This is a genomic window from Mycobacterium sp. 663a-19, assembly GCF_035616495.1.
Classification (GTDB): domain Bacteria; phylum Actinomycetota; class Actinomycetes; order Mycobacteriales; family Mycobacteriaceae; genus Mycobacterium.
Genome location: NZ_JAPJAV010000013.1, coordinates 61362 through 85407, shown reverse-complemented (window position 1 = coordinate 85407; position 24046 = coordinate 61362). Strand labels below are relative to the sequence as shown.

Sequence of the window (24046 nt, the reverse complement as noted above, 5' to 3'; positions counted from 1 at the left end):
TCAACCGACCATCACCCGAAGAACGCGGCGGCGTCGTCGTAGCGGCTCTCGGGCACCAGCTTGAGCTGGCGCACGGCGTCGGCCAGCGGCACCCGGCCGATGTCCTGGCCCCGCAGCGACACCATCTGGCCGTACTCGCCGGCGTGCGCCGCGTCGGCGGCGTTCACGCCGAACCGGGTGGCCAGCACCCGGTCGTAGGCCGTCGGGGTGCCGCCCCGCTGGACGTGGCCCAGCACGGTCACCCGGACCTCCTTGTTGATCCGCTTCTCCACCTCGGCGCCCAGCTGGGCGGCCACGCCGGTGAAACGCTCGTGGCCGAACTCGTCAATTCCGCCCTCGCGCAACGAGATCGAGCCGGGGATCGGCTTGGCGCCCTCGGCGACCACGCAGATGAAGTGCGAATCCCCGCGCTGGAAGCGCCTTTTGACGAGCCGGCACACCTCCTCGACGTCGAAGGGCTGTTCGGGGATCAGCGTCATGTGCGCGCCGGAGGCCAGCCCGGAGTTGAGCGCGATCCATCCGGCGTGCCGGCCCATCACCTCCACCAGCATCACGCGCTGGTGCGATTCCGCGGTGCTGTGCAACCGGTCGATCGCTTCGGTGGCCACCGTCAGGGCGGTGTCGTGGCCGAAAGTCACGTCGGTGCAATCGATGTCGTTGTCGATGGTTTTCGGCACGCCGACGACTGGCACGTTCTCCTCGGACAGCCAGTGCGCGGCGGTCAGCGTGCCCTCACCGCCGATGGGGATGAGCACGTCGATGCCGTTGTCGTCCAGGGTCTGTTTGATCTGGTTCAGCCCGGCCCGCAGCTTGTCGGGGTGCACGCGGGCGGTGCCCAGCATCGTCCCGCCCTTGGCCAGCAGCCGGTCGTTGCGGTCGTCGTTGGCCAGCTGCATGCGCCGGTTCTCCAGCAACCCGCGCCACCCGTCCTGAAATCCCACCACCGACGAGCCGTATCGGGAGTCGCAGGTGCGCACCACCGCCCGGATGACGGCGTTGAGGCCCGGGCAGTCGCCGCCCCCGGTGAGAATTCCGATCCGCATGCCCTTATCTTGCCCTGCCGCCAGTTAGTGGCGCGAGCAGACGCAAAAGCACCCAAAACGGGCCGTTTTGGGTGCTTTTGTGTCTGCTCGGCGCTAAATTGCCGACGGCAGGGGGCCGCGGGCCGCCTCGTAGGCCGCGCCCACCTTGTACAGCCGATCGTCGGCCAGCGCGGGCGCCATGATCTGCAGCCCCACCGGCAGGCCGTCGTCTTCGGACAGTCCCGACGGCACCGACATGCCGCAGTGCCCGGCCAGGTTCAGCGGCAGCGTGCACAGGTCGAACAGGTACATGGCCAGCGGGTCGTCGACCTTTTCGCCCAGGCCGAACGCGGTCGTCGGCGTCGCCGGCGACACCAGGACATCGACGGACCGGTAGGCCTCGTCCAGGTCGCGGGCGATCAGCGTGCGCACCTTCTGCGCCTGGTTGTAGTAGGCGTCGTAGTATCCGGCCGAGAGCGCGTAGGTGCCGATCATGATGCGCCGCTTGACCTCCGGGCCGAAACCGGCCGCCCTCGTCAGCGCCATCACCTCCTCGGCGCTGTGCGTGCCGTCGTCGCCGACCCGCAGCCCGTAACGCATCGCATCGAACCGCGCCAGGTTGCTGGACACCTCCGACGGCAGGATCAGGTAGTAGGCCGCCAGCGCGTGATCGAAGTGCGGGCAGTCGACCTCGCTGACCTCGGCGCCCAGGGCGGTCAACTGCTTCACGGCACCCTCGAACGACGACAGCACGCCCGGCTGGTAGCCCTCGCCGCGCAGCTGCTTGACCACGCCGACGCGCACGCCGCGCAGGTCGCCGTCCGCACCGGCCCTGGCGGCGCCGACGACGTCGGGCACCTCGGCGTCGACGGATGTCGAGTCGCGGGCGTCGTGCCCGGCGATCACCCGGTGCAGCAGCGCGGTGTCGAGCACGGTGCGCGCGCACGGGCCGCCCTGGTCGAGCGACGACGCGCAGGCCACCAGGCCGTAGCGGGACACCGTGCCGTAGGTGGGTTTGACACCGACCGTCGCTGTCAGCGCGGCCGGCTGGCGGATCGAGCCGCCAGTGTCGGATCCGATGGCCAGCGGCGCCTGGAACGCCGCCAGCGCCGCCGCGCTGCCGCCGCCGGAGCCGCCGGGCACCCGCTCGACGTTCCAGGGATTGCGCGTCGGGCCGTAGGCGGAGTTCTCGGTCGAGGAGCCCATCGCGAACTCGTCCATGTTGGTCTTGCCCAGGATCGGGATGCCGGCGGCGCGCAACCGGGCGGTGAGGGTGGCGTCATACGGCGAGCGCCAGCCCTCGAGGATCTTGGACCCGCAGGTCGTGGGCATGTCGGTGGTGGTGAACACGTCCTTGAGCGCCAGCGGCACCCCGGCCAGCGCCGACGGCGGCCGATCGCCCGCGGCCAGCGCCTTGTCGACGGCCGCCGCGGCGCTCAGCGCCTGGTCGGCCGCCACATGCAGGAACGCGTGGTAGCGATCGTCGGTGTCCTCGATCTGCTGCAGGCAAGCCCGCGTGACCTCGACCGACGACAGCTCCCCGGCGGCGATCTTGGCCGCCAGCGTCGCGGCGTCGGACCGGATGATTTCGGTCACTCCTCGTCCCCCAGGATCTGGGGGACGGCGAAGCGGCCGTCGACGGCCTCGGGCGCGGCGGCCAGCGCCTCGGCCTGCGTCAGGCACGGCGTCGTCTCGTCGGGCCGGGTGACGTTGACGTCCTTGAGCGGGTTGTCGGTCGGCTCGACGCCGGTGACGTCGACCGCCTGGACCTGGCTGACGTGGGTCAGGATGGCGTCGAGTTGGCCGGCGAAGCTGTCCAGCTCGGCGTCGGTCAACGCCAGCCGGGCCAGCCTGGCGAGGTGCGCCACCTCGTCGCGGGAGATCTGGGACACGAGCGAAAAGCCTACCCACGGGCTGGTGTGCGGCCGAAATGCCGGGGACGCCCCGCTGTGCAACAGTGGGCGCGTGCCGTCGTATCTGTTGCGCATCGAGCTGCTGGACCGCCCGGGAAGCCTGGGCTCGCTGGCGGTCGCGCTCGGTTCGGTGGGCGCCGACATCCTGTCGCTCGACGTGGTGGAGCGCCGCTCCGGTTATGCGACCGACGATCTCGTGATCGACCTGCCGCCGGGGGCGATGCCCGACACGTTGATCACCGCCGCCGAATCGCTGCACGGGGTCCGGGTGGACAGCGTGCGTCCGCACACCGGGCTGCTGGAGGCGCACCGCGAGCTGGAGCTGCTCGACCATGTCGCGGCGGCCGACGACAACGCGTCGCGGCTGCGGGTCCTGGTCGACGAGGCGCCGCGGGTGCTGCGGGTGAGCTGGTGTGCGGTGCTGCGCGGCTCGGGCGGGGAGCTGCACCGCCTGGCCGCCAGCCCGGGCGCCCCGGAAACCAAGGCGGACTCGGCGCCGTGGCTGCCGATCGAGCAGGCCGTCGCGCTGGACGGTTCCGCCGAGTGGGTGCCGCAGGCTTGGCGCAACATGGACATCACGATGGTCGCCGCGCCGTTGGGCGATGCGCACACGGCGGTGGTGCTGGGCCGCCCGGGCCCGGAATTCCGGCCGTCGGAGGTGGCGCGGCTGGGTTATCTGGCGGGGATCGTGGCCACCATGTTGCGCTGACCGCAGCGACTAGAGGTCTACCCCCACCGTCTAGGGAGACCATAGTTCGAGATGCAGCCTCAACGCCTCATCGATCTCTCGCATAAAGGCCCCAGGGACTCGTCCGATCCGGCTGAGTAATCGCTCGGTTGCCACCGATCTGATTTGCTCAACCTGCGCCTTTGAATCGACGGCGAGACCCGTCGCCGCAGCGGGCAACAGAACCTGAAACGCGTAGACCTTGGCGATGTTGCTTGTTACGGGTACTACCGTCACGACTCCTCGCCCAAGACGCGTTGCCGTTGCGTTGGCGCGGTCATTACTGACCACCACCGCCGGCCGCTGCTTGTTCGCTTCGTTGCCCCGGGCGGGATCGAGGTCGACGTGCCAGATCTCACCGCGCAGCATCGCCGAATCCGTCGCCGACCGTCGCCTCCCAAGTTGCCTCCTCGCCGCCTGCCGACCACTCCGACCAGGCGTCGGCGTAGTCGTCTTCCAGCGACGGATAGGGCAGCATGCGAATCGCTCGCTGTACGCCAGCGGAGCGCGACGGCAGGCCCGCTCGCTCGACGTATTCGTCGAGCAGCGCGACTTCTTCCTGCGACAGACTTACGCTCAGCTTCACGAGGTAATGCTACCACAATGCTACCTTGGTAGTACTGATCGGAGTCTGTCTAGGCAGCTTTGCCGACGTTCCGCATGTTTATTGGGCTGCAATGGGTCCCGGACTGCAGCCTCAACGGTTCACGCGAAAACGCTTGATCCGCGATCCGCCTCCGGATACCAATTCGACTCGGCTTCTTGGCAATTGAAGGTGGGCCGCCAGTAGCCGAGCGACCGCGTCGTTGGCCTTGCCGTCAACCGGTCGCTCGCGGACGTAGATCGTCAACTCTCCGTTGGGACCGACCTCGACAAGGGGCCCTTTGCGACTGCCGGGCTTTACGGCGACGACGACGGAGTCGATCATGCCGTGCAAGGCTACCGTCCGGACTCGCTCGCTGTCTCCTCAGCCCGCGCCCCCATGCGGACTGCGAGGACGACGCAAACCAGTATGTATGGCCCCTACTGCCTTGTGCCCCAACAGGATTATGTGAATTGGACCCCGCTTTGCTACAGGTCCAGCACAAGCCGCAAGGCGGCATCAACGCGGCGCATCTCTTCGAGACTGAGATAACCCGCACTGTTGCCTAGCCGGCTGGGATCCACTGCCGCGGCTTGTTCAGCCACCACGCGCGTCATGCGGCCGTCGATCTCGACCTCGGGCCGAAGGCTGGCGGGCCTGGCTGAGGTGGATGTGGGCGCGACGAGCCGTGTCGATTGCGGCAGGTCGTCGGATTGAACCACGACGGAGCGTGAAGACGTCACCACGCACGCAGCGTTGCCATGTCGCGAAGCACACGAATCGCCTCGGCGCGGTCCGCCTCGTCAGCGGCGAGCTCCTCCGCCTCGGCGCGAATCGCTGCGGCGGCCTTTCGGCGTGCGGCGTCGACGAGCGCCGCCCGAACCGCCGCTGATATCGATGTCCCGTCCCTGGTCAGGACCGCAAGCGCCCGCGATGCATCCTCATCGGGCCGAAAGGTGATGGTGTCAGCCATGACGCCATTGTGCGACAGACTGCGAGGCAGCGAATTCGCGCAACGATGCCAGATCACCCAGCGGCCGAGCGTGATTTGGGAGCCGCTGGGTCGCCGTCCTCCCACAGCAGCAACTGACGCACCGCCGCGCGCGGGCCGTAGGGCCGCAGCATCGTGCTGGCCGGCCGCGGGCGCACCCGCTGCGGCCACCAGAACCACCGACCCAAAAGCGTTGCGACGGAGGGCGTCATGAAGGAACGCACGATCAATGTGTCGAACAAAAGGCCGAGGCCGATCGTGGTCCCGATCTGACCGAGGACCTGAAAGCCGCTGAACACGAACGCGCACATGGTGACGGCGAAAACGATGCCGGCCGAAGTGACCACCGACCCCGAGCCCGCCATCGCCCGGATGATCCCGGTCTTCAATCCGGCATGGATCTCCTCCTTGAATCGCGAGATCAACAGCAGGTTGTAGTCGGATCCGACTGCCAGCAACAGGATCACGGCCAGCGCGAGCACCACCCAATACAGCTGGACCCCAAAGATGTACTGCCACACCAGCACCGAAAGCCCGAAGGAGGCGCCCAGCGAAAGCGCAACCGTGCCGACAATGACCAGCGCCGCAACCAGGCTCCGCGTGATGATCATCATGATCAGCAGGATCAGGCTCAGGGCCGCGAGGGCCACGATCATCAGGTCGTACTTGGCGCCGTCCTGGATGTCCTTGTACGTGGCCGCGGTTCCGCCCACGTAGATCTTCGCGGCGGCCATGGGCGTGCCCTTCAGGGCCTCGTGCGCGGCCTTGGTGATCGGGTCGATGTGTGAGATGCCTTCCGGCGTCGCGGGGTCGCCGTCATGGGTGACGATCATGCGGGCGGCCTTGCCGTCGGGCGACAGGAACAGTTTCAGGCCACGCTTGAAGTCGGGATTATCGAATACCTCGGGAGGCAGGTAGAAGCTGTCATCGTTCTTTGCGGCATCGAACGCGCGCCCCAGCGCCGTCGCGTTGTCGATCGCTTCCTGCGTCTGGGCGTTGATACCCGACTGGGTGGCGTGGCTCGCCAAGGTCAATGCGCGATTGGTCTCCTGGCTATCGATCTGAGGCGGAATGAGCGCCACTAGTTTAGGCTGCAGCTCGTCGAGCTTATCCAAAGTGGCCGTGAGATTTTCGAATTTTTCGGTGAGCTGGTCGATGCCGTCCAGGGCGTCCAGAACGGACCTGATCGCCCAGCACGCGGGGATGTCGAAGCAATGCTTTTCCCAATAGAAATAGCTACGGATCGGCCTGAAGAAGTCGTCGAAATCGGCGATCTTGTCGCGCAGGTCCCTGATCGTGTCGACCGTGTCGTGAAAGCTTTGCGTTTCGCTGTGGGTGGCGGCGGCCAGCTGCTGCTGCAGCACGTACTGCTGCCTCAAAATGCTGATCGTCTTCGATAATTCACCGGCCTGCTTGAGTAGGTCGTCCGCTCGCTCTCGCTGGTACGTCAGGTTTTGCCGCTGGGCCGCGCTCTGATTGCTGACCACGAAGGCGAGCGAGCTATGGTCGATCGGCGTCCCCAACGGCCGGGTGATGGTCTGGACCTGCGCGACGCCGGGCACGTGGAACACCGCCTTGGCCACCCGGTCCAGGATGAGCATGTCGGCCGGGTTACGCATGTCATGATCCGTTTCGACCATGAGCAATTCGGGCTCCAGCCGAGCGCGCGAAAAATGCCGCTCGGCGGCGGTGTAACCGACATTGGCCGGTGCGCTTTGGGGCATGTAGGGGCGGGTGTCGTAACTCGTCTTGTATCCAGGCAACGCGAGCAGACCCACCAGGGCCAGCGCGCACGCCGCTGTGAGGACGGGAGCGGGCCACCGAACGATGGCGGTGCCGATCCGCCGCCATCCCCGGGTTCTCATCGCGCGCTTCGGCTCGAAGATGCCCACCAGGGCGCCCAGGGTGAGTACGGCCGGTCCGAGGGTAAGCGAGGCGACGAGCGCGACGAGGATGCCCAGCGCAGCCGGGATTCCCAGACTTTGGAAATAGGGCAGCCGGGTGAAGCTGAGGCAAAACACGGCGCCGGCGACGGTCAGGCCCGAACCCAAGACGATGTGGGCCGTTCCGCGATACATCGTGTGGTACGCGGTTTCCTTGTCCTCGCCTGACCCGCGCGCTTCTTGGTAGCGGCCGACGAAGAAGATCGCGTAATCCGTTCCGGCGGCGATCACCAGCAACGTCAGCAGATTCGTCGCGTATGTCGACAGCCCGATTATTCCCTCATTCCCGAGGAACGCGACGAGCCCGCGGGCCGCGGACATCTCGATGAGGACGGTGAAGAGAACGAGGAGCGTCGTGAGGACGGAGCGATATACGAAGAACAGCATCAGCGCGATCACCCCGATGGTGATCGCGGTGACCTTTGCGGTGCCCTTGCTGCCGACGTCGAACTGATCGGAGATCAGTGGCGCCGCGCCGGTGACATAGGCTTTGACGCCCGGCGGTGGTTGCATGTGCTCGACGATGTCGCGAACCGCGCCCACGCCCTCATTGGCCAATGCCGAGCCTTGGTTGCCCGCGAGAAACAGCTGGACGTAGGCGGCCTTGCCGTCCGTGCTCTGGGATCCGGCCGCGGTCAGGGTGTCTCCCCAGAAGTCCTGGACGTGCTCGACGTGCTTGCGGTCTCGCTCGAGCTTGCGGATCATCGCGTCATAGAACTGGTGGGCGTCCGCGCCGAGCGGCTTGTCGCCTTCCAGGACGATCATCGCCGAGCTGTCGGTGTCGAACTCGTGGAACGCTTGGCCGATGCGCTTGATCGCCTTCAGTGATGGCGCGTCGGGCGAGTTCAGCGCCACATTGTGTGTTTTGCCAACGTCTTCCAGCTGCGGCACCGCAACGTTCGTGATGGCGGCCAGCGCCACCCAGAACAACAGGATCGGCAGCGCGAGCCGGCGGATAGTGTGCGGCACCCGGGGCCGCGACTGTTGATGGTTGCTCATCCAGACTTATCCAGACTTATCCAGGCAGAAGGTGTAGGCATCGACTTTGTTGACCGTGCGTTCGGCTTTGACCTCGCCGTTGACGGTGATGCGGCACCCGAGGGTGTCGCCATTTCCCTGTGCCACAACGTTGCCCACGACCGCGGGCTCGGTCGTGGTGATCGTGTACGACCATGGCAGCGGCGCGTTCTTGACTTCCTGCGGCTGGGCGTTGACATCAAGGTAGTTGATGGTGGCCACCGCGCCCGGCGAGCCGAAGACCTCCAGAACCACCTGCTTGGGATTGAACGGGACGATCTCGTTGGCAAGCCCGCTATTGGCCGACGTGTTGTAATGCGAGCCGAAGATTCCGTGCAGGCGATCGATCGCGAATCCCACAAGGGCGATCACCAGCGCCGCGACCAGCACCATCCAGCCTCGTCGGACGATGGTCGCAATCGAAATCCCCTTCACCCGCTAGCCTTTCGATCATCGGGCGATGCGGTCAACCTCGATGGGAGGGCGGCTGCCGGCGCTTCAGCGGTTGATCGCTTGGTCTGACAGTACGGTACTGAACCGTACTGCACAAGAGACGCGAGCGTACACATTCATCGTCGGGATCGGGTGAGGCCGGGGATGATGACGTCGTCGACGAGAACCTGCACGGTGCGACGGGTGGGCGGCCGGCCCGGGATGATGGACCGGAAGATGAGATAGCCGGGCAGCAGGTCCCAGAGTTCGTCGGTGATGTCCTCCTGGTTGATCTCGCCACGAGCAACGGCCTGTTGCAGCACGTGCCGTATGAGAGCCTTGCGCTGATCGATGAATTGACGTTGCATCACCTCGTTGAGTGCCGGGTTGCGCGACACCTCGACCATCACCGCGCGGATCGTGCTGGCGAGCTGGCGTGTCTCCTGACAGCAGACCTCGCCCAGCCGTAGCAAGTCGCCCCGCAATGTGCCGGTCTCCGGCGCGACCGCGACCTGACGGATGCCCTCGATGAAGGCGGCCAACACCAGTTCGGCCTTCGAGGGCCAGCGCCGGTACACGGTTGCCTTGCTGGCGCGGGCGGCGCTGGCCACCTCGTCCACAGTCAACCGGTCATAGCCGTGTTCCTGCAGCAGCCGCAGAGTCACCGCCAGCAACTCGGCTTCGCGGGGCGACCACGGTGATGCCTCCCCACACCGATCGGCAGTCTGGGTCATAGCGCACACAATAGGCCCGGCGGGGCTGTACGGTCCAGTACCGTACTCGTCATTCCGCCGATTCGGCGGCGTCCGCGTCGTCGGGCGGTCCCTCCTCGAGCAGCCGACGAAACCCGTCCTCGTCGAGGATCGGCACGCCCAGCTCGACGGCCTTGTCGTACTTGGATCCCGGCGAGTCGCCGGCGACGACGTAGTCGGTCTTCTTCGACACCGAACCGGCGGCCTTGCCGCCGCGCGCCACGATCGCCTCCTTGGCGTCGTCACGCGAGAAGCCCGCCAGCGAGCCGGTGACCACGATGGTCAGCCCGGACAGGGTGCGCGGCACGATTTCGTCGCGCTCGTCGGCCATCCGCACCCCGGCGGCCCGCCACTTGTCGACGATCGCGCGATGCCAGTCCACGGTGAACCACTCGGCGAGCGACTCGGCGATCGTCGGGCCCACGCCCTCCACCGCGGCCAGCTGTTCGGTGGACGCCGAGGTGATGGCGTCCAGGCTGCCGAACTCGGTCGCCAGCGCGCGGGCCGCGGTGGGGCCGACGTGCCGGATGGACAACGCCACCAGCACCCGCCACAGCGGCACCTCCTTGGCCTTGTCGAGGTTGGCCAGCAGCCGCTTGCCGTTGGCCGACACCGCACCGCTCTTGGTGGTGAACAGCTCGGTGCGCAACAGGTCGTCCTCGGTGAGCGAGAACAGATCCCCCTCGTCGCCGATCACCTGAGCCTGCAACAGCGCGATGGCGGCCTCGTAACCCAGCCCCTCGATGTCGAACGCGCCGCGGCCGGCGACGTGAAAAACCCGCTCCCGCAACTGCGCCGGGCAGGAGCGCGCGTTGGGGCAACGGATGTCGGCGTCACCCTCCTTGGCGGGGGCCAACTTGGTGCCGCACTCGGGACACTTGGTGGGCATCACGAATTCGCGTTCGGAGCCGTCGCGCAGGTCGACGATGGGGCCCAGCACCTCGGGAATGACGTCGCCGGCCTTGCGGATCATCACGGTGTCGCCGATCAGCACGCCCTTGCGCTTGACCTCACTGGCGTTGTGCAGCGTGGCCAGCCCCACCGTGGATCCGGCGACCTTCACCGGCGTCATGAACGCGAACGGCGTGACGCGCCCGGTGCGCCCGACGTTGACCCGGATGTCGAGCAGCTTGGTCTGCACCTCCTGCGGCGGGTACTTGTAGGCGATCGCCCACCGCGGCGCCCGCGACGTGGACCCGAGCCTGCGCTGCAGCGTCACATCGTCGACTTTGACTACCACACCGTCGATTTCGTGATCCACGTCGTGGCGGTGCTCGCCCCAGTAGGCGATGCGCTCGTGCACGCCGGCCACGTTTTCCACCCGGGTGGTGTGTTCGGAGACGGGCAGTCCCCAGACCCCCAGCGCGAGGTACGCGTCGTGCAGGGTGGCGGGCCGGAATCCCTCGGCGTGGCCCACCCCGTGGCAGATCATCCGCAGCTTGCGGCGCGCGGTCACCGCGGGGTCCTTTTGGCGCAGTGAGCCCGCGGCGCTGTTGCGCGGGTTGGCGAATGGCGTCTTGCCGTCCTCGACCAGCGCGGCGTTCAGCGCCTCGAAATCGGCGAGCCGGAAGAACACCTCGCCGCGCACCTCGAGGACATCGGGTATCGGGTAGCCGTCGCCGGCGGTCAGCCGCTCCGGGACGTCGTCGATGGTGCGCGCGTTCAGCGTGACGTCCTCGCCGGTGCGCCCGTCGCCGCGGGTGGCCGCCCGGACGAGGCGCCCGTCGCGATACACCAGTGACAGGGCGACCCCGTCGATCTTGAGCTCACACAGGTACGGCACGTCCTTCCCGACCTCGGCGCGCACCCGCGCGGCCCACTGGTCCAACTCCTCGGTGCTGAACACGTTGTCCAGGGACAGCATCCGTTCCAGGTGCTCGGCCGGCATGAAGTCCGTCGCGAAGCCCGCACCGCCGACGAGCTGGGTGGGCGAGTCGGGCGTGCGCAGCTCGGGATGCTGCTCCTCGAGCTCGCCGAGTTGCCGCAGCAGCTCGTCGAATTCGGCGTCGGAGATGATCGGCGCGTCGCGCACGTAGTAGCGGAACTGGTGTTCGCGCACCTCGTCGGCCAGCTCCCGCCACCGGCGCCGCACCTCGGCCGGGACGGGATCATCCTCTGGCGAACTCACCTTCGCAGGCTATCGAAGGACGCCGACACCTCACTGCTCGACATCTTCTTCTACAAAAGCCCGCAACCGCTCCACCGCGGCGTCCCACCGCCGCGACAACTGGGTCAGGTAGTCGCTGGCCCGGGCCAGCGGTTCGGTCCGCACCGTCCAGATGCGTTCCCGCCCGCGCCGGCTGCTGGTGACCAGACCCGCGGCCTGCAGCTGCTGCAGGTGCTTGCTGGCCGCCTGCCGGGTGACCGGGACGACGGCGGTGACCTGCGACGTCGAGCACGGCCCGGCGTCGCACAGGCGCACGATGATGCGCAGCCGGTTGGGGTCGCCGAGCGCGTCGAACAGCGGCGCACCGACCGCGCCGGCCGCGCTCACACCCGGGCGCCCTCGACGTAGCGGCGCACGAGGTCGGCCTGGATGGCCCAGCCCTCGCTGTTGGCGTCGAACGCGGAAGCGCGGCGCGCCGCCGGGATGGCGTCGAAACCGGATTCGGTGATGGTGAGCAGCACCCCGTCGTCGGCCTCCGCCAGGGTGAACTCGACCAGCGTGGTGGGCTCCTGGTCGACGTCCGGCTCGCCCGCGCACGGATGCCAGCGGTAGGCGAAGCGCCGCCGCGGTTCGATCGCGACGATCTGCCAGGTGCTGCGCACCCCGGCGTGCGGCTCCTGCCGCTTGGCGACCTCGTCGTCGACGGTGGTCGGGGTGATCACCGCGCCGACGGAGGCACCCTCGACGAAGGGCCCGTCGAAGCGGACACCGAACCAGCGGCCGAACTCCTCGGCGTCGCTGATGGCCCGCCACACCCGGTCCAGCGGGGCGCGCAACAGTGCTTGCTTCTCGATGCGATCAGTACTCATATGCAACCTCCTGGTTGCCTTTCAGCCAAGCACGCCATCGCGCGATATGCAACCAATTGGTTGCCTATGTGATGGCGTCCGGGTCGTCGGCGAACGCGTCGGCGGCCCGCCGCGCGAGCCCGATCGCGGCGCGGGCCCACTGCGGCGTGGCCGTCGCCAGGCCGCACGCCGGGGTGACGCCGATGCGACCGCGCAGCGCCGAGCGGCCGAACCCGAGCCGGTCGGTCACCGCGACGACCGCGCCGGCCACCTCCTCCGCCGACGGCGTCTTGTCCGGGGCGCTCGGGGGCACCACGCCGAGCACGACGGCGCGGCCGGACTCGACGAACGCCGCCACACCATCCAGGTCCGCCGCGCACAGCGCGCCGGCGTCCACCGATACCCCACTAATAGCGCTGCGCCGCAACAGATCCCACGGCAAACCCGGGGCGCAGCTGTGCACCAGCACCTCGGCGCCCGCCGCCGCGACGCAGGTGTCGAGCAGCGCGCCGGCCACCGCCTCGTCGAGCGCGGCGACCGGGCTCAGCGCGGTCACCCCGGTCAGCTCCCCGCCCAGGGCGGCCGGCAGCGACGGCTCGTCGAACTGGACCACCACCGTGGTGTCGAGCCGGCGGGCCAGCGCCGCGCGATGCGCGGCGACCCCCTCGGCGAGCGAGGCCGCCAGGTCGCGCGCCGCGCCGGAATCGGTGATCGCCCGGTGGCCGTTGGCCAGCTCGAGCCCGGCGGCCAGCGTGATCGGCCCGGGCGCCTGCACCTTGACCACGCGACCAGCGCCGCGCAGGCCCGCCGACTCCCAGGCCTCCTCCAGGGCGTCGCAGTCCTCGTCGAGCAGGCTGACCGCCCTGCGCGTCACCGCGCCGGGCCGGGCGGCGACGCGATAGCCGCGCGGCACCGTGTCGATGGCCACGTCGATCAGCAATGCGCCCGCGCGGCCGAGCAGGTCGGCGCCGACGCCCCGGGCCGGCAGCTCGACGATGTGCGCCAGCGCGTCCGCCAGCTCGCCGACGACGACCTCGGCGGCCCGCCGCGGGGCGGTGCCGGGCCACGACCCGACGCCGCTGGCCGTCGCGAAGACGTTGGCGAAAACACTCACCGGGCAACCGTATTCGACCTCCCGCCGCGCAACGCTCGCCAGGGGTGTCTGCCGCGGGGTCGGGCGGGTAGGTTCGAGCCGAGAAGGGTGCAAACGTGTCGCTGACGGGGAGACTGGCGCGGCCGCTGATGTTGTGCGGCGCGGCGCTGCTGGCGGCGGCGTGCACCCGGGTGGTGGGCGGCGCGGCGGTCCCGGCGTTCGGCGGGGCCCACCGGGGCGTGCAGGGGGTCAACGTCGACGCGATCCTGCTGGACCAGCCGCGGATGCAGGCCATCACCGGCGCCGGCCAGCACCTGACGATCATCCCCACGATGGACGACACCAGGCCGGTGGACGTCGACGCGCTGGCGGATCACACCCCGCGGGAGTGCCGGTTCCTGTTCGCCGAGACGGCGACGTTCGGGCCCGACGTCGCGGAGTTCCACAAGACCACCTTTCAAGACCCGCCCGACGGCGCGCTGATCTCCGAGGGCGCCGCAGCCTATCCGGATGCGGCAACCGCGCGGCGCGCCTTCGGCGCGCTGGTGAGCACCGTCGGGACCTGCGCGGACGGCTCGGACGGCCAGCTGTTCGTCGGCGATTGGAAGGCCGACGGAAGTTCGCTGCACATGCGGCCCGGCGGCTGCGGCCGCGACTACCGGGTGCTGTCGGTGGCCCTGCTGGAGGTCACGTTCTGCGGCTTCCCGCAAACGGTGTCCGACATCGTGATGACGAACATCGTCGCCAACGTGCCGGGCTAGCGCCGGCGGCCGGTGCGGGCGATGGTGGCGCTGCCCAACACCTCGTCGCCGTCGGCGTCCGGGCGATACAACACCAGCGTCTGGCCGGGCGCCACCCCGCGCAGCGGGCTGCGCAACCGCACGTCGAGCTCGTCGCCGACCAATTCGGCCACCGCACTGGCGGTTTCACCGTGCGCGCGGACCTGAACCTCGCACTCGACGGGACCCGAGAACGCAGCCCCCGCGGTGAAGACCGGCGCCCGCCCCCGCAGCGCGAACACGTCGAGATCTGCCGCCTCGCCCACGTGCACGGTCGCGGTGTCGGCGTCGATCGCCGTCACGTAGCGGGGGCGGCCATCGGGCCCCGGCCCGGCGATGCCAAGCCCCTTGCGCTGCCCGACGGTGAAGCCGTGCACCCCGTCGTGGGTGGCCAGCACCGCGCCGTGCGCGTCGACCACCGCGCCCCGGCGCACACCGATGCGCTCACCCAGAAACGCGCGGGTGTTGCCGGACGGGATGAAGCAGATGTCGTGGCTGTCCGGCTTCGCGGCCACCGCCAGGCCGCGGCGGGCGGCCTCGGCGCGGATCTGCAGCTTGCGGGTGTCCCCGATCGGGAATGCGGCGTGGCGCAACTGCTCTGCGGTCAACACGGCCAGCACGTAGGACTGGTCCTTGTCCCGGTCGACGGCGCGGCGCAGCCGCCCGGCGGACAACCGGGCGTAGTGCCCGGTGGCCACCGTGTCGAAGCCCAGCGCGAGCGCCCTCGCCGACAGCGCCGCGAACTTGATGCGCTGATTGCACCGCACGCAGGGGTTGGGGGTTTCCCCACGGGCGTAGGACGATACGAAATCGTCGATCACGTCTTCTTTGAAGCGCTCTGCGAAATCCCAGACGTAGAACGGGATTCCGAGCACGTCGGCGACGCGGCGGGCGTCGGACGCGTCCTCCTTGGAGCAACAGCCCCGCGAGCCGGTGCGCAGCGCGCCGGGCGCACTCGACAGCGCCAGGTGGACGCCGACCACGTCGTGGCCGGCGTCGACCATCCGGGCGGCGGCGACCGACGAGTCGACGCCACCGCTCATCGCAGCGAGGACCCTCACCGGGCCGCTCCCGCCGCGGCCAGGGCCGCGCGCCGGGCGCGCTCCACCGCGCCGGGCAGCACCTCCAGCACGGCGTCGATGTCGGCGTCAACGCTGGTGTGGCCCAGGGAAAGCCGCAGCGATCCGCGGGCGCTGGCCGGGTCGACGCCCATCGCGATCAGCACGTGCGACGGCTGCGCCACGCCGGCGGTGCAGGCCGACCCAGTGGAGCACTCGATTCCGTTGGCGTCCAACAACATCAGCAGCGCGTCGCCCTCGCAGCCGCGGAAGGTGAAGTGCGCGTTGCCGGGAAGCCGCAGCGGGTCGGCGGCGCCGTTGAGGATGACGTCGTCGATGCCGGTGAGCACGCCCTCGACCAGGCGGTCGCGCAACGCCCGCAGCCGCGCGCCGTTGGCCGCAAGCCCGTCCACCGCGACCCGCGCCGCCGCCGCCATTCCGACGGCGCCGGCGACATCGGGTGTGCCGGAGCGGATGTCGCGCTCCTGCCCGCCGCCGTGCGACAGCGGCGCGCACGCGACGTCGCGGCGCAGCAGCAGCGCCCCCACGGCCGGCGGGCCGCCGAACTTGTGCGCGGCCACGCTCATCGCCGACAGCCCGCTGGCGGTGAAGTCGACGGGCAGCTGCCCCACCGCCTGGATGGCGTCGCTGTGCATGGGAACACCGAATTCGGCTGCGACGGCTGCCAATTCGGCGACCGGCAGCACCGTGCCGACTTCGTTGTTGGCCCACATCACCGACACCAGCGCGACGTCGTCGTGGCGGGTCAGCACCTCGCGCAGCGCGGCCGCCGACACCGACCCGTCGGCCGCGGTGGGCAGCCAGGTCACCTGCGCGCCCTCGTGTTCGGCGAGCCAGTTCACCGAGTCCAGCACCGCGTGGTGTTCCACCTCGCTGGTCACGATGCGGCGGTGGCGCGGCTCGGCGTCGCGGCGCGCCCAGTAGATCCCCTTGACGGCCAGGTTGTCGCTCTCGGTGCCGCCCGCGGTGAAGATCACCTCCGAGGGACGCGCGCCCAGCTTCTCGGCGATCAGCTCCCGCGATTCCTCGATGCGCCGCCGCGCCGCGCGGCCGCTGGTGTGCAGCGAGGAGGCGTTGCCGACGGTGCCCAGCGCGGCCGTCATCGCCTCGATGGCGGCGGGGTGCATCGGGGTGGTGGCGGCGTGATCCAGGTAGACCATGACGCGCCCCACGATACCGGCAGGTCCGGGGGCTCAGGCCACCAGCACGTGGCGCCGGCCCGGACGCTGCGGCGCGCCGGCGCCCACGGCCGACTGGCAGCGCCGCGCCAGCGATCGCCGGTCGACGCCCGGCAGCTGCAGGGATTCCACGCGAACGTGCGCCAGCGTGCGACGCACGGTGAGCAGCCGGCCGATCGAGCGCAGCAATGTGTCGTCGCCCACAAACGCCGGGGCGGTCGAGACGCTGCCGTCGACGTGGTGGTAGGTCAGCCGAAGCGGCTGCACCGGGCGGCCGGCATCGATCGCGGCCTGGAACATCGCGGGGTAGAAGGAACCGCGCGCCACGCCGCACCAGGTGGTGCCCTCCGGGAAGCACACCACGGTCTGGCCGGCCCGCAGCCGGCGGGCGACGATGTCCACCACGCCCGGCAACCGCCGCAGGCTGGCCCGCTCGATGGGGATGACCCTGAGCAGGCGCCCGAGCGGCCCGGCGAACAGGTCGGCCCGGGCGACGAACGCCCCGGGCAACACCGACCCGATGGCGAAGGCATCCAGCCAGGACGTGTGCGGGCCGACCACCAGGACGCCGGGCAAGTTCCGAATCGGGTTGCCCGACACCGTGATACGCACACCGAAGCAGCGCAGCACCGCGCGGCAATAGAAGCGCTGCACCCGCACCTGCCCCGGCACCGGCACCGCCAGCAGCGGCGCGCCCGGCGCCAGCAGCAGCGCGAACATGACGCGAAGCGTCACCCGCAGCACCACCCGCCACCGCGAGGACGCGGGGCCGACACCGACGCAGCCACCGTCGCACGTCGCGCGGGGCAGCCAGGAGTGCCCGGCGGCGGTCATCGGCCGCCCGCCATCGCGCCGGCCATTCGGGAGGCCGCCGACACCGACCGCAGCCGTCTGAGGTAGCGGGTATCGGCCCGTTGCTTGTTCAGCAGCACGCAGAAGTCGCCGACCCCAAAGTCCGGGTCGTGCGCGGGCTCGCCGCAGACCTGCGCGCCGAGCCTCAGGTAGCCGCGCAGCAGCGGCGGAACCGTGGGCCGCGGCGGCGGCGGGATCTCGTCGAGGGACCGCCCGCCGACCCGCACCGGGAGGTGGGGGCGCACCCGGTACGCCGGGGGCGCGGCGTGCCGGCTCAGGATGAAGTCCCGGACCCCGCGCAGCAGGCTGCCCGGCGGTTCGGGTCCCGATTCGCCGATCGGCACCGACACGCACCCGGTCACGTGGTCGTAGCCGTAGCGGTCCAGGTAGGCCAGGATACCCGCCCACATCAGCAGCACGACGCCGCCGTTGCGGTGGCCGTCGCGCACCACGGCGCGCCCCATCTCCACCAGCGACGGCCGCAGCGGATCGAACGCGCGGACGTCGAACTCCGTCGCCGTATACAGTCCCCCGGCGGCGATGGCGCCCGCCGGGGCCAGCATCCGGTAGCACCCCACCAGCTCGCCGGTGTCGTCGTCGCGGACCAGCAGGTGGTCGCAGTACTCGTCGAACCGGTCCCGGTCGAGGCCGTCGGCGTCCCCCGGCGGGGCGAAGCCGGGGGTGCCGCTGAACACCTCGTGCCGGAGCCGCTGCGCCGCCTCGATCAGGGTCGGATCGGTGGACAGCAACAGCGAATAGCGCGGTCCGGGCGGACCGATCGCCTCTGGCTTGTCGCTGGGTATCAGGACGGAAGCGATGCTCATGCCATCCAACGTGGCGCAGCCGATCAGCGAGTCGGCATCGCCGCCGTGACATGTCGGTGCACGTCAGATGACGAGATACGTTCGGCCCAGCAGACGCAAAAGCCCCCGACACGCCGAGGCGGTGGGGGCCTTTACGTCTGTTCGCGCGGGAACCGCGGGAACTCAGCCCTTGCGGGCCTTGATCGCGTCGGTGAGTTGGGGAGCGACCTTGAACAGGTCGCCCACCACGCCGTAGTCGGCGATCTCGAAGATGGGCGCCTCTTCGTCCTTGTTGACCGCGACGATCGTCTTCGAGGTCTGCATGCCCGCGCGGTGCTGGATCGCGCCGGAGATGCCCAGCGCGATGTAGAGCTGCGGCGACACCGTCTTGCCGGTCTGGCCGACCTGGAACTGGCCCGGGTAGTAGCCCGAGTCGACGGCGGCGCGCGACGCGCCCACGGCCGCACCCAGCGAGTCGGCCAGCGCCTCGACCACGCTGAAGTTCTCCGCGCTGCCGACGCCCCGGCCGCCGGAGACCACGATGGTGGCCTCGGTCAGCTCCGGGCGGTCACCGGCGACCGCGGGCTCGCGGGACGTGACCTTGGTGGCGTTCTCGGCGGGGGCGGGCACCTCGACGGTGACCTGCTCACCGGCGCCCGCGACCGGCTCGGCGTCGATGGCGCCGGCCCGCACCGTGATCACCGGGGTGTCGCCGTTGGCCTGCGCCTCGACGGTGAACGCGCCACCGAAGATGGAGTGCGTCGCCTTGGCGCCCTCCTTCACCTCGACCACGTCGACGAGCAGCCCGGAGCCGATCCGGGCGGCCAGCCGGCCGGCGATCTCCTTGCCGTCGGCGTTGGCGGCCAGCAGCACGGCGGCGGGCGCGTTGGACTCGGCCAGCGCGGCCAGCACGTCGACGGCGGGGGTGATCAGGTACTTGTCGACGACGTCGGACTCGGCGACGTAGATCTTGGCGGCGCCGGCCTCCTTCAGCCCGTCGACCAGCGGCGCGGCCGTGCCCGGCGTGCCGACCACGACGGCGGCCGGCTCGCCCAGCACGCGGGCGGCGGTGATCAGTTCGGCGGTCACCTTTTTCAGGGCGCCTTCGGCGTGCTCGACGAGCACCAGTACTTCAGCCATGGGTTATGTCGCTCTTCTCGTGAGTCTCGTGATGGGACGGCTAGATGATCTTCTGGGCGACCAGGTACTGGGCGACCTGGTTGCCGCCCTCGCCCTCGTCGGTGACCTTTTCACCCGCGGTCTTGGGCGGCTTCGGCGTGGACGACAGCACCGTCGACCCGGCGTTGGCCAGCCCGACCTCGTCGCTCTCCACCCCGATGTCGGCCAGGGTCAGCACCGTGACTTCCTTCTTCTTGGCGGCCATGATGCCCTTGAACGACGGGAAGCGCGGCTCGTTGATCTTCTCGTTGACGCTCACCACCGCGGGCAGCGAGGCCTCCAGGGTGAACACGCCGTCATCGGTCTCGCGCTCGCCGATCACCTTGCCGCCCTCGAGCGAGAGCTTGCGCAGGTGGGTGAGCTGCGGCAGGCCGAGGTACTCGGCGATGATGGCCGGCACCGCGCCGCCGACGCCGTCGGTGGCCTCGTTACCGGCGATGACCAGCTCGGTGCCCTCGATGGTGCCCAGCGCGCGCGCCAGCGCCCACCCGGTCTGGATCACGTCCGACCCGTGCATGCCGTCGTCCTTGAGGTGGACGGCCTTGTCGGCGCCCATGGACAGGGCCTTGCGGATCGCCTCGGTGGCGCGCTCGGGCCCCGCGGTCAGCACGGTCACCGACCCCTCGACGCCGTCGGCGGCCTCCTTCTCCCGGATCTGCAGCGCCTCCTCGACGGCGCGCTCGTTGATCTCGTCCAGCACCGCGTCGGCGGCCTCGCGGTCCAGCGTGAAATCGCCGTCGGTGAGCTTGCGCTCCGACCAGGTGTCTGGGACCTGCTTGATCAGGACCACGATGTTCGTCATGAGTGTGGTTCGTCCTCCTCGAAGGGAGCCCCCGCAGTGCGCGACTGCGAGAACTCGGTAGCGTCTTAGCAACGCACGGCGGTACTACTACCCGGCAAGTTTGTGCGGTCTGCTCTCACACCATAGCGGGTCGTAGTGCAGGTTCCCTCGGCCCGGTTCGCGAAACGGACACTTCGCGTTAGCCTGCCTATGCAATGAGCGCATTCGTCCCCGACGTCCCGCAACGCCTCCCCGGCGACACCTCGCCGGCGGTCGACGTGGTATTGACGCTGACAGGCGAGCGCACCATCCCCGGTCTGGACATCGAGAACTATTGGTTTCGCCGGCACGAGGTGGTGTACCGGTGGCTGGCCCCGCGGTGCGCGGGCCGCGACGTGCTCGAGGCCGGATGTGGCGAAGGTTACGGCGCCGACCTGATCGCCGGCGTCGCCCGCCGGGTCGTCGCGGTCGACTACGACGAGGCCGCCGTGGCGCACGTCCGCGGCCGCTACCCCGGGGTGGAAGTCATGCGGGCAAACCTGGCCGAGCTGCCGTTGCCCGACGCGTCGGTGGACGTCGTGGTGAACCTCCAGGTGATCGAGCACCTGTGGGACCAGCCCCGGTTCGTGGCCGAATGCGCACGGGTGCTGCGGCCGTCCGGGCGGTTGATGATGTCGACGCCCAACCGAATCACCTTCTCCCCGGGCCGCGACACCCCGGTCAACCCGTTTCACACCCGCGAACTGAACGCCGACGAGATGACCGAGTTGCTGGTCGACGGCGGTTTCGCCGACGTGGTCACGTACGGGCTGTTCCACGGCCCGCGGCTGTGCGAGATGGACACAAGACACGGCGGCTCGATCATCGACGCGCAGATCGCCCGCGCGGTGGCCGACGCGCCCTGGCCGCCCGGGCTGGCCGCCGACGTCGCCGCCGTCACCACCGACGACTTCGACCTGATCGCGGCGGGCGACCGCGACATCGACGACAGCCTCGATCTCATCGCGATCGCGGTGCGCCCGTGACCGCTGCGACTTCCGGGGGCGACCGGGTGCCCGGGCTGTTCACCCTGGTGCTGCACACCCACCTGCCGTGGCTGGCGCACCACGGGCGCTGGCCGGTCGGCGAGGAATGGCTCTACCAGTCCTGGGCCGCGTCCTACCTCCCGCTGCTGCGGGTGCTGCGCACGCTGGCCGACGAGGATCGGCACAACCTGCTCACCCTGGGCGTCACCCCGGTGGTCAACGCGCAGCTCGACGACCCGTACTGCCTGGACGGCATGCACCACTGGCTGGCCAACTGGCGGCTGCGGGCGGCCGAGGCGGCCAGCGTGCGCTCCGCTCCCCGGTCCAAGTCGGCCGGCTACCAGTCCTGCGCGCCGGAGGCGTTGCGGGCCTTCGGGATTCGCGAATGCGCCGAGGCCGACCGGGCGCTGGACGATTTCGCCACACTGTGGCGGCACGGCGGCAGCCCGCTGCTGCGCGGCCTGCTCGACGCCGGCACCGTCGAGCTGCTCGGCGGGCCGCTGGCCCACCCGTTCCAGCCGCTGCTCGCGCCGCGGCTGCGCGAGTTCGCGCTGCGCGAGGGCCTGGCCGACGCGGCCCTGCGGCTGGCCCACACCCCGGGCGGCATCTGGGCGCCCGAATGCGCCTACGCCCCGGGCCTGGAAACCGAGTACGCGGCTGCCGGCATTTCCCACTTCATGGTCGACGGCCCGTCGCTGCACGGCGACACCGCGCTGGGCCGGCCCGTCGGCGACACCGGCGTGGTCGCGTTCGGGCGCGACCTGCAGGTCAGCTACCGGGTGTGGTCGCCGAAGTCCGGCTACCCCGGCCACGCCGCCTACCGCGACTTCCACACCTACGACCACCTCACCGGGCTCAAGCCGGCCCGGGTCACCGGCCGCAACGTGTCCTCGGAGGCCAAGGCGCCGTACGACCCCGAGCGGGCCGACCGCGCCGTCGACGTCCACGTCGCCGACTTCGTCGATGTGGTCCGCAACCGGCTGCTATCCGAGTCCGAGCGCATCGGGCGGCCCGCCCACGTGGTCGCCGCGTTCGACACCGAGCTGTTCGGCCACTGGTGGTACGAGGGCCCGACGTGGCTGCAGCGGGTGCTGCGCGCCCTGCCCGCCGCCGGGGTTCGGGTGGGTACGCTGCGCGACGCGCTGGCCGGCGGGTTCGTCGGCGATCCGGTCGCCCTGCCGCCGAGCTCGTGGGGCTCGGGCAAGGACTGGCAGGTGTGGGCCGGGGAGAAGGTGGCCGACCTGGTCCAGCTCAATACCGAGGTGGTCGACACCGCGCTGAGCACCGTGGACAAGGCGCTATCCCAGACGGCGTCGCTGGACGGGCCGCTGCCCCGCGATCGCGTCGCCGATCAGATCCTGCGCGAGACCCTGCTCACCGTGTCCAGCGACTGGCCGTTCATGGTGAGCAAGGACTCGGCCGCCGACTATGCCCGTTACCGCGCCCACCTGCACGCGCACGCCACCCGCGAGATCGCCGGGGCTATGGCGTCGGGCCGGCGCGAGACCGCCGAGCGGCTGGCCGACGGCTGGAACCGCGCCGACGGCCTGTTCGGCGCCCTGGATGCCCGGCGGCTGCCGAGATGAGGCTTCGTTTCCGCGAGCGTCCTCATATGTACGTCGAAACGCCTGTATTCGCGGCATTTTGGGGACACTGGCGGGCCCGCAAATGAAGGTCCTGATGGTGTCGTGGGAGTACCCGCCGGTGGTGATCGGCGGGCTGGGCCGGCACGTGCATCACCTGTCGACCGCGCTGGCCGCGGCCGGTCACGACGTCGTCGTGCTGTCGCGGCGGCCGTCCGGCACCGATCCCAGCACGCACCCGTCGTCCGACGAATTCAGCGAGGGCGTCCGGGTCATCGCGGCCGCACAGGATCCGCACGAGTTCAGCTTCGGCGCCGACATGATGGCCTGGACCCTGGCGATGGGCCACGCGATGGTCCGCGCCGGCCTGCGGTTGAAGAAATACGGCACCGACCGGCCCTGGCGGCCCGACGTGGTGCACGCCCACGACTGGCTGGTCGCCCATCCCGCCATCGCGCTCGCCGAACACTACGACGTGCCAATGGTTTCCACGATCCACGCGACGGAGGCCGGGCGCCATTCGGGCTGGGTTTCCGGATCGATCAGCCGCCAGGTGCACGCGGTCGAGTCGTGGCTGGTGCGTGAATCCGATTCGCTGATCACCTGTTCGGCGTCGATGGCCGACGAGATCACCGAGTTGTTCGGTCCCGGTTTGGCAGAGACGACGGTGATCCGCAACGGCATAGACGCCGCGCGCTGGCCTTTCGCGCCACGCCGCCCGCGCACCGGACCCGCCGAGCTGCTGTATGTCGGGCGCCTGGAGTACGAGAAGGGTGTGCACGACGTGATCGCCGCGCTGCCGCGGATCAGGCGCACGCATCCGGGCACCACGCTGACCGTCGCCGGCGACGGCACCCAGCAGGACTGGCTCGTCGAGCGGGCCCGGAAACACCGGGTGCTCAAGGCAACTCGGTTCGTCGGGCATTGCGATCACGACCAACTGCTCGCGCTGCTGCACCGGGCCGACGCCGCGGTGCTGCCCAGCCACTACGAGCCCTTCGGCCTCGCCGCCCTCGAGGCCGCCGCGGCCGGCACCCCGCTGGTGACGTCGAACATCGGCGGTCTCGGCGAAGCGGTGATCGACGGCCAGACCGGCGTGTCGTGCCCGCCCCGCGATGTGGCCGGGCTGGCCGCGGCGGTGCGCACGGTGCTGGACGACCCGCACGGCGCCCAGCGGCGCGCCCGCGCCGCCCGCGAACGGCTCACCTCCGACTTCGACTGGCGGACCGTGGCCAACGAGACGGCCCAGGTGTATCTGGCGGCCAAACGCCGTGAGCGGCAACCGCAGCCGCGGCTGCCGATCGTCGAGCACGCCCTGCCCGACCGATAGCGGGCATGCCCAAGCGTTGCCGGTGTCCC

The 24046-nt window shown here is 70.0% G+C and carries 26 protein-coding genes; 5 read left to right on the top strand and 21 right to left on the bottom strand.

The window, feature by feature from the left end; genetic code table 11:
* Positions 1-11: 11 nt before the first annotated feature.
* From OQ968_RS21195 to gatC, 3 genes are all read right to left on the bottom strand, one after another.
* On the bottom strand, positions 12-1043 hold the full coding sequence (locus OQ968_RS21195) for an ATP-dependent 6-phosphofructokinase (RefSeq protein WP_324681244.1): 1032 nt from the start codon (positions 1041-1043) through the stop codon (positions 12-14).
* A 93-nt stretch (positions 1044-1136) separates the two neighbouring features.
* Positions 1137-2618: an Asp-tRNA(Asn)/Glu-tRNA(Gln) amidotransferase subunit GatA gene (gatA, locus tag OQ968_RS21190; protein WP_324681243.1), complete on the bottom strand. Its 1482-nt coding sequence runs from the start codon at positions 2616-2618 to the stop codon at positions 1137-1139.
* Positions 2615-2914, bottom strand: coding sequence for an Asp-tRNA(Asn)/Glu-tRNA(Gln) amidotransferase subunit GatC (gene gatC / locus OQ968_RS21185; RefSeq protein WP_324681242.1), 300 nt, complete (start codon positions 2912-2914; stop codon positions 2615-2617). The genes gatA and gatC overlap by 4 nt, the downstream gene beginning before the upstream one ends.
* 73 nt (positions 2915-2987) lie before the next feature.
* Here gatC and OQ968_RS21180 point away from each other — a divergent pair, with 73 nt between their 5' ends.
* The gene (locus OQ968_RS21180; RefSeq protein WP_324681241.1) at positions 2988-3644 is read left to right on the top strand and encodes an amino acid-binding protein; all 657 of its coding nucleotides are present in this window, start codon (positions 2988-2990) and stop codon (positions 3642-3644) included.
* 30 nt (positions 3645-3674) lie between these two features.
* Here the strand turns inward: OQ968_RS21180 and OQ968_RS21175 are convergent, their stop codons facing one another.
* The 12 genes from OQ968_RS21175 to OQ968_RS21120 all read right to left on the bottom strand — a co-directional run bounded on the left by OQ968_RS21175 (position 3675) and on the right by OQ968_RS21120 (position 13449).
* Positions 3675-4031: a type II toxin-antitoxin system PemK/MazF family toxin gene (locus tag OQ968_RS21175; RefSeq protein WP_324681240.1), complete on the bottom strand. Its 357-nt coding sequence runs from the start codon at positions 4029-4031 to the stop codon at positions 3675-3677.
* The gene (locus tag OQ968_RS21170) at positions 4018-4248 is read right to left on the bottom strand and encodes a ribbon-helix-helix domain-containing protein (protein ID WP_324681239.1); all 231 of its coding nucleotides are present in this window, start codon (positions 4246-4248) and stop codon (positions 4018-4020) included. Before OQ968_RS21170 ends, OQ968_RS21175 begins: the two co-directional genes overlap by 14 nt.
* 111 nt (positions 4249-4359) lie before the next feature.
* A complete protein-coding gene (locus OQ968_RS21165; protein WP_324681238.1) occupies positions 4360-4590 on the bottom strand; it encodes a DUF167 domain-containing protein in 231 nt (76 codons plus the stop codon).
* 143 nt (positions 4591-4733) lie between these two features.
* On the bottom strand, positions 4734-4991 hold the full coding sequence (locus OQ968_RS21160; RefSeq protein ID WP_324681237.1) for a type II toxin-antitoxin system PemK/MazF family toxin: 258 nt from the start codon (positions 4989-4991) through the stop codon (positions 4734-4736).
* Positions 4985-5218, bottom strand: a complete 234-nt coding sequence (locus tag OQ968_RS21155) for a hypothetical protein (protein WP_324681236.1) — start codon at positions 5216-5218, stop codon at positions 4985-4987. Before OQ968_RS21155 ends, OQ968_RS21160 begins: the two co-directional genes overlap by 7 nt.
* A 53-nt stretch (positions 5219-5271) precedes the next feature.
* On the bottom strand, positions 5272-8178 hold the full coding sequence (locus OQ968_RS21150) for an MMPL family transporter (RefSeq protein ID WP_324681235.1): 2907 nt from the start codon (positions 8176-8178) through the stop codon (positions 5272-5274).
* A 6-nt stretch (positions 8179-8184) separates the two neighbouring features.
* Entirely contained in the window at positions 8185-8631 is a 447-nt protein-coding gene (locus OQ968_RS21145) for an MmpS family transport accessory protein (RefSeq protein WP_324681234.1), read from the bottom strand.
* Between the two features lie 134 nt (positions 8632-8765).
* Positions 8766-9374 carry a TetR/AcrR family transcriptional regulator gene (locus OQ968_RS21140; RefSeq protein WP_324681302.1) on the bottom strand — a complete coding sequence of 203 codons (609 nt, stop codon included), beginning with the start codon at positions 9372-9374 and terminating at the stop codon, positions 8766-8768.
* Positions 9375-9411: 37 nt separating this feature from the next.
* A complete protein-coding gene (gene ligA / locus OQ968_RS21135) occupies positions 9412-11508 on the bottom strand; it encodes an NAD-dependent DNA ligase LigA (RefSeq protein WP_324681233.1) in 2097 nt (698 codons plus the stop codon).
* Positions 11509-11538: 30 nt separating this feature from the next.
* Positions 11539-11874 carry a metalloregulator ArsR/SmtB family transcription factor gene (locus tag OQ968_RS21130; protein WP_324681232.1) on the bottom strand — a complete coding sequence of 112 codons (336 nt, stop codon included), beginning with the start codon at positions 11872-11874 and terminating at the stop codon, positions 11539-11541.
* The gene (locus tag OQ968_RS21125; protein WP_324681231.1) at positions 11871-12356 is read right to left on the bottom strand and encodes an SRPBCC family protein; all 486 of its coding nucleotides are present in this window, start codon (positions 12354-12356) and stop codon (positions 11871-11873) included. The genes OQ968_RS21130 and OQ968_RS21125 overlap by 4 nt, the downstream gene beginning before the upstream one ends.
* Positions 12357-12420: 64 nt before the next feature.
* Positions 12421-13449 (bottom strand): methionine synthase, encoded by a 1029-nt coding sequence (locus OQ968_RS21120; RefSeq protein ID WP_324681230.1) that lies wholly within the window; start codon positions 13447-13449, stop codon positions 12421-12423.
* A 128-nt stretch (positions 13450-13577) separates the two neighbouring features.
* On the opposite strand from OQ968_RS21120, the gene OQ968_RS21115 reads away from it, so the two are divergent.
* Positions 13578-14189 (top strand): sensor domain-containing protein, encoded by a 612-nt coding sequence (locus OQ968_RS21115; protein WP_420715971.1) that lies wholly within the window; start codon positions 13578-13580, stop codon positions 14187-14189.
* Here OQ968_RS21115 and mnmA read toward each other — a convergent pair.
* The 6 genes from mnmA to OQ968_RS21085 all read right to left on the bottom strand — a co-directional run bounded on the left by mnmA (position 14186) and on the right by OQ968_RS21085 (position 20100).
* Positions 14186-15268: a tRNA 2-thiouridine(34) synthase MnmA gene (mnmA, locus tag OQ968_RS21110; RefSeq protein WP_324681229.1), complete on the bottom strand. Its 1083-nt coding sequence runs from the start codon at positions 15266-15268 to the stop codon at positions 14186-14188. The genes OQ968_RS21115 and mnmA overlap by 4 nt on opposite strands.
* Positions 15265-16446, bottom strand: a complete 1182-nt coding sequence (locus OQ968_RS21105; protein WP_324681228.1) for a cysteine desulfurase family protein — start codon at positions 16444-16446, stop codon at positions 15265-15267. The genes mnmA and OQ968_RS21105 overlap by 4 nt, the downstream gene beginning before the upstream one ends.
* A 33-nt stretch (positions 16447-16479) precedes the next feature.
* Positions 16480-17298 carry a lysophospholipid acyltransferase family protein gene (locus tag OQ968_RS21100; RefSeq protein ID WP_324681227.1) on the bottom strand — a complete coding sequence of 273 codons (819 nt, stop codon included), beginning with the start codon at positions 17296-17298 and terminating at the stop codon, positions 16480-16482.
* Positions 17295-18140, bottom strand: a complete 846-nt coding sequence (locus tag OQ968_RS21095; protein WP_324681225.1) for a GNAT family N-acetyltransferase — start codon at positions 18138-18140, stop codon at positions 17295-17297. Before OQ968_RS21095 ends, OQ968_RS21100 begins: the two co-directional genes overlap by 4 nt.
* A 162-nt stretch (positions 18141-18302) precedes the next feature.
* Positions 18303-19259: an electron transfer flavoprotein subunit alpha/FixB family protein gene (locus tag OQ968_RS21090; protein ID WP_324681223.1), complete on the bottom strand. Its 957-nt coding sequence runs from the start codon at positions 19257-19259 to the stop codon at positions 18303-18305.
* 40 nt (positions 19260-19299) lie between these two features.
* Complete coding sequence (locus OQ968_RS21085) at positions 19300-20100, bottom strand: electron transfer flavoprotein subunit beta/FixA family protein (RefSeq protein ID WP_324681221.1); 801 nt, start codon at positions 20098-20100, stop codon at positions 19300-19302.
* A gap of 194 nt (positions 20101-20294) precedes the next feature.
* On the opposite strand from OQ968_RS21085, the gene OQ968_RS21080 reads away from it, so the two are divergent.
* The 3 genes from OQ968_RS21080 to OQ968_RS21070 all read left to right on the top strand — a co-directional run bounded on the left by OQ968_RS21080 (position 20295) and on the right by OQ968_RS21070 (position 24017).
* A complete protein-coding gene (locus OQ968_RS21080; protein WP_324681219.1) occupies positions 20295-21104 on the top strand; it encodes a class I SAM-dependent methyltransferase in 810 nt (269 codons plus the stop codon).
* Positions 21105-21130: 26 nt separating this feature from the next.
* Positions 21131-22690 (top strand): glycoside hydrolase family 57 protein, encoded by a 1560-nt coding sequence (locus OQ968_RS21075; protein ID WP_324681300.1) that lies wholly within the window; start codon positions 21131-21133, stop codon positions 22688-22690.
* Between the two features lie 82 nt (positions 22691-22772).
* Positions 22773-24017: a glycosyltransferase family 4 protein gene (locus OQ968_RS21070; RefSeq protein ID WP_324681217.1), complete on the top strand. Its 1245-nt coding sequence runs from the start codon at positions 22773-22775 to the stop codon at positions 24015-24017.
* Positions 24018-24046 lie beyond the last annotated feature (29 nt).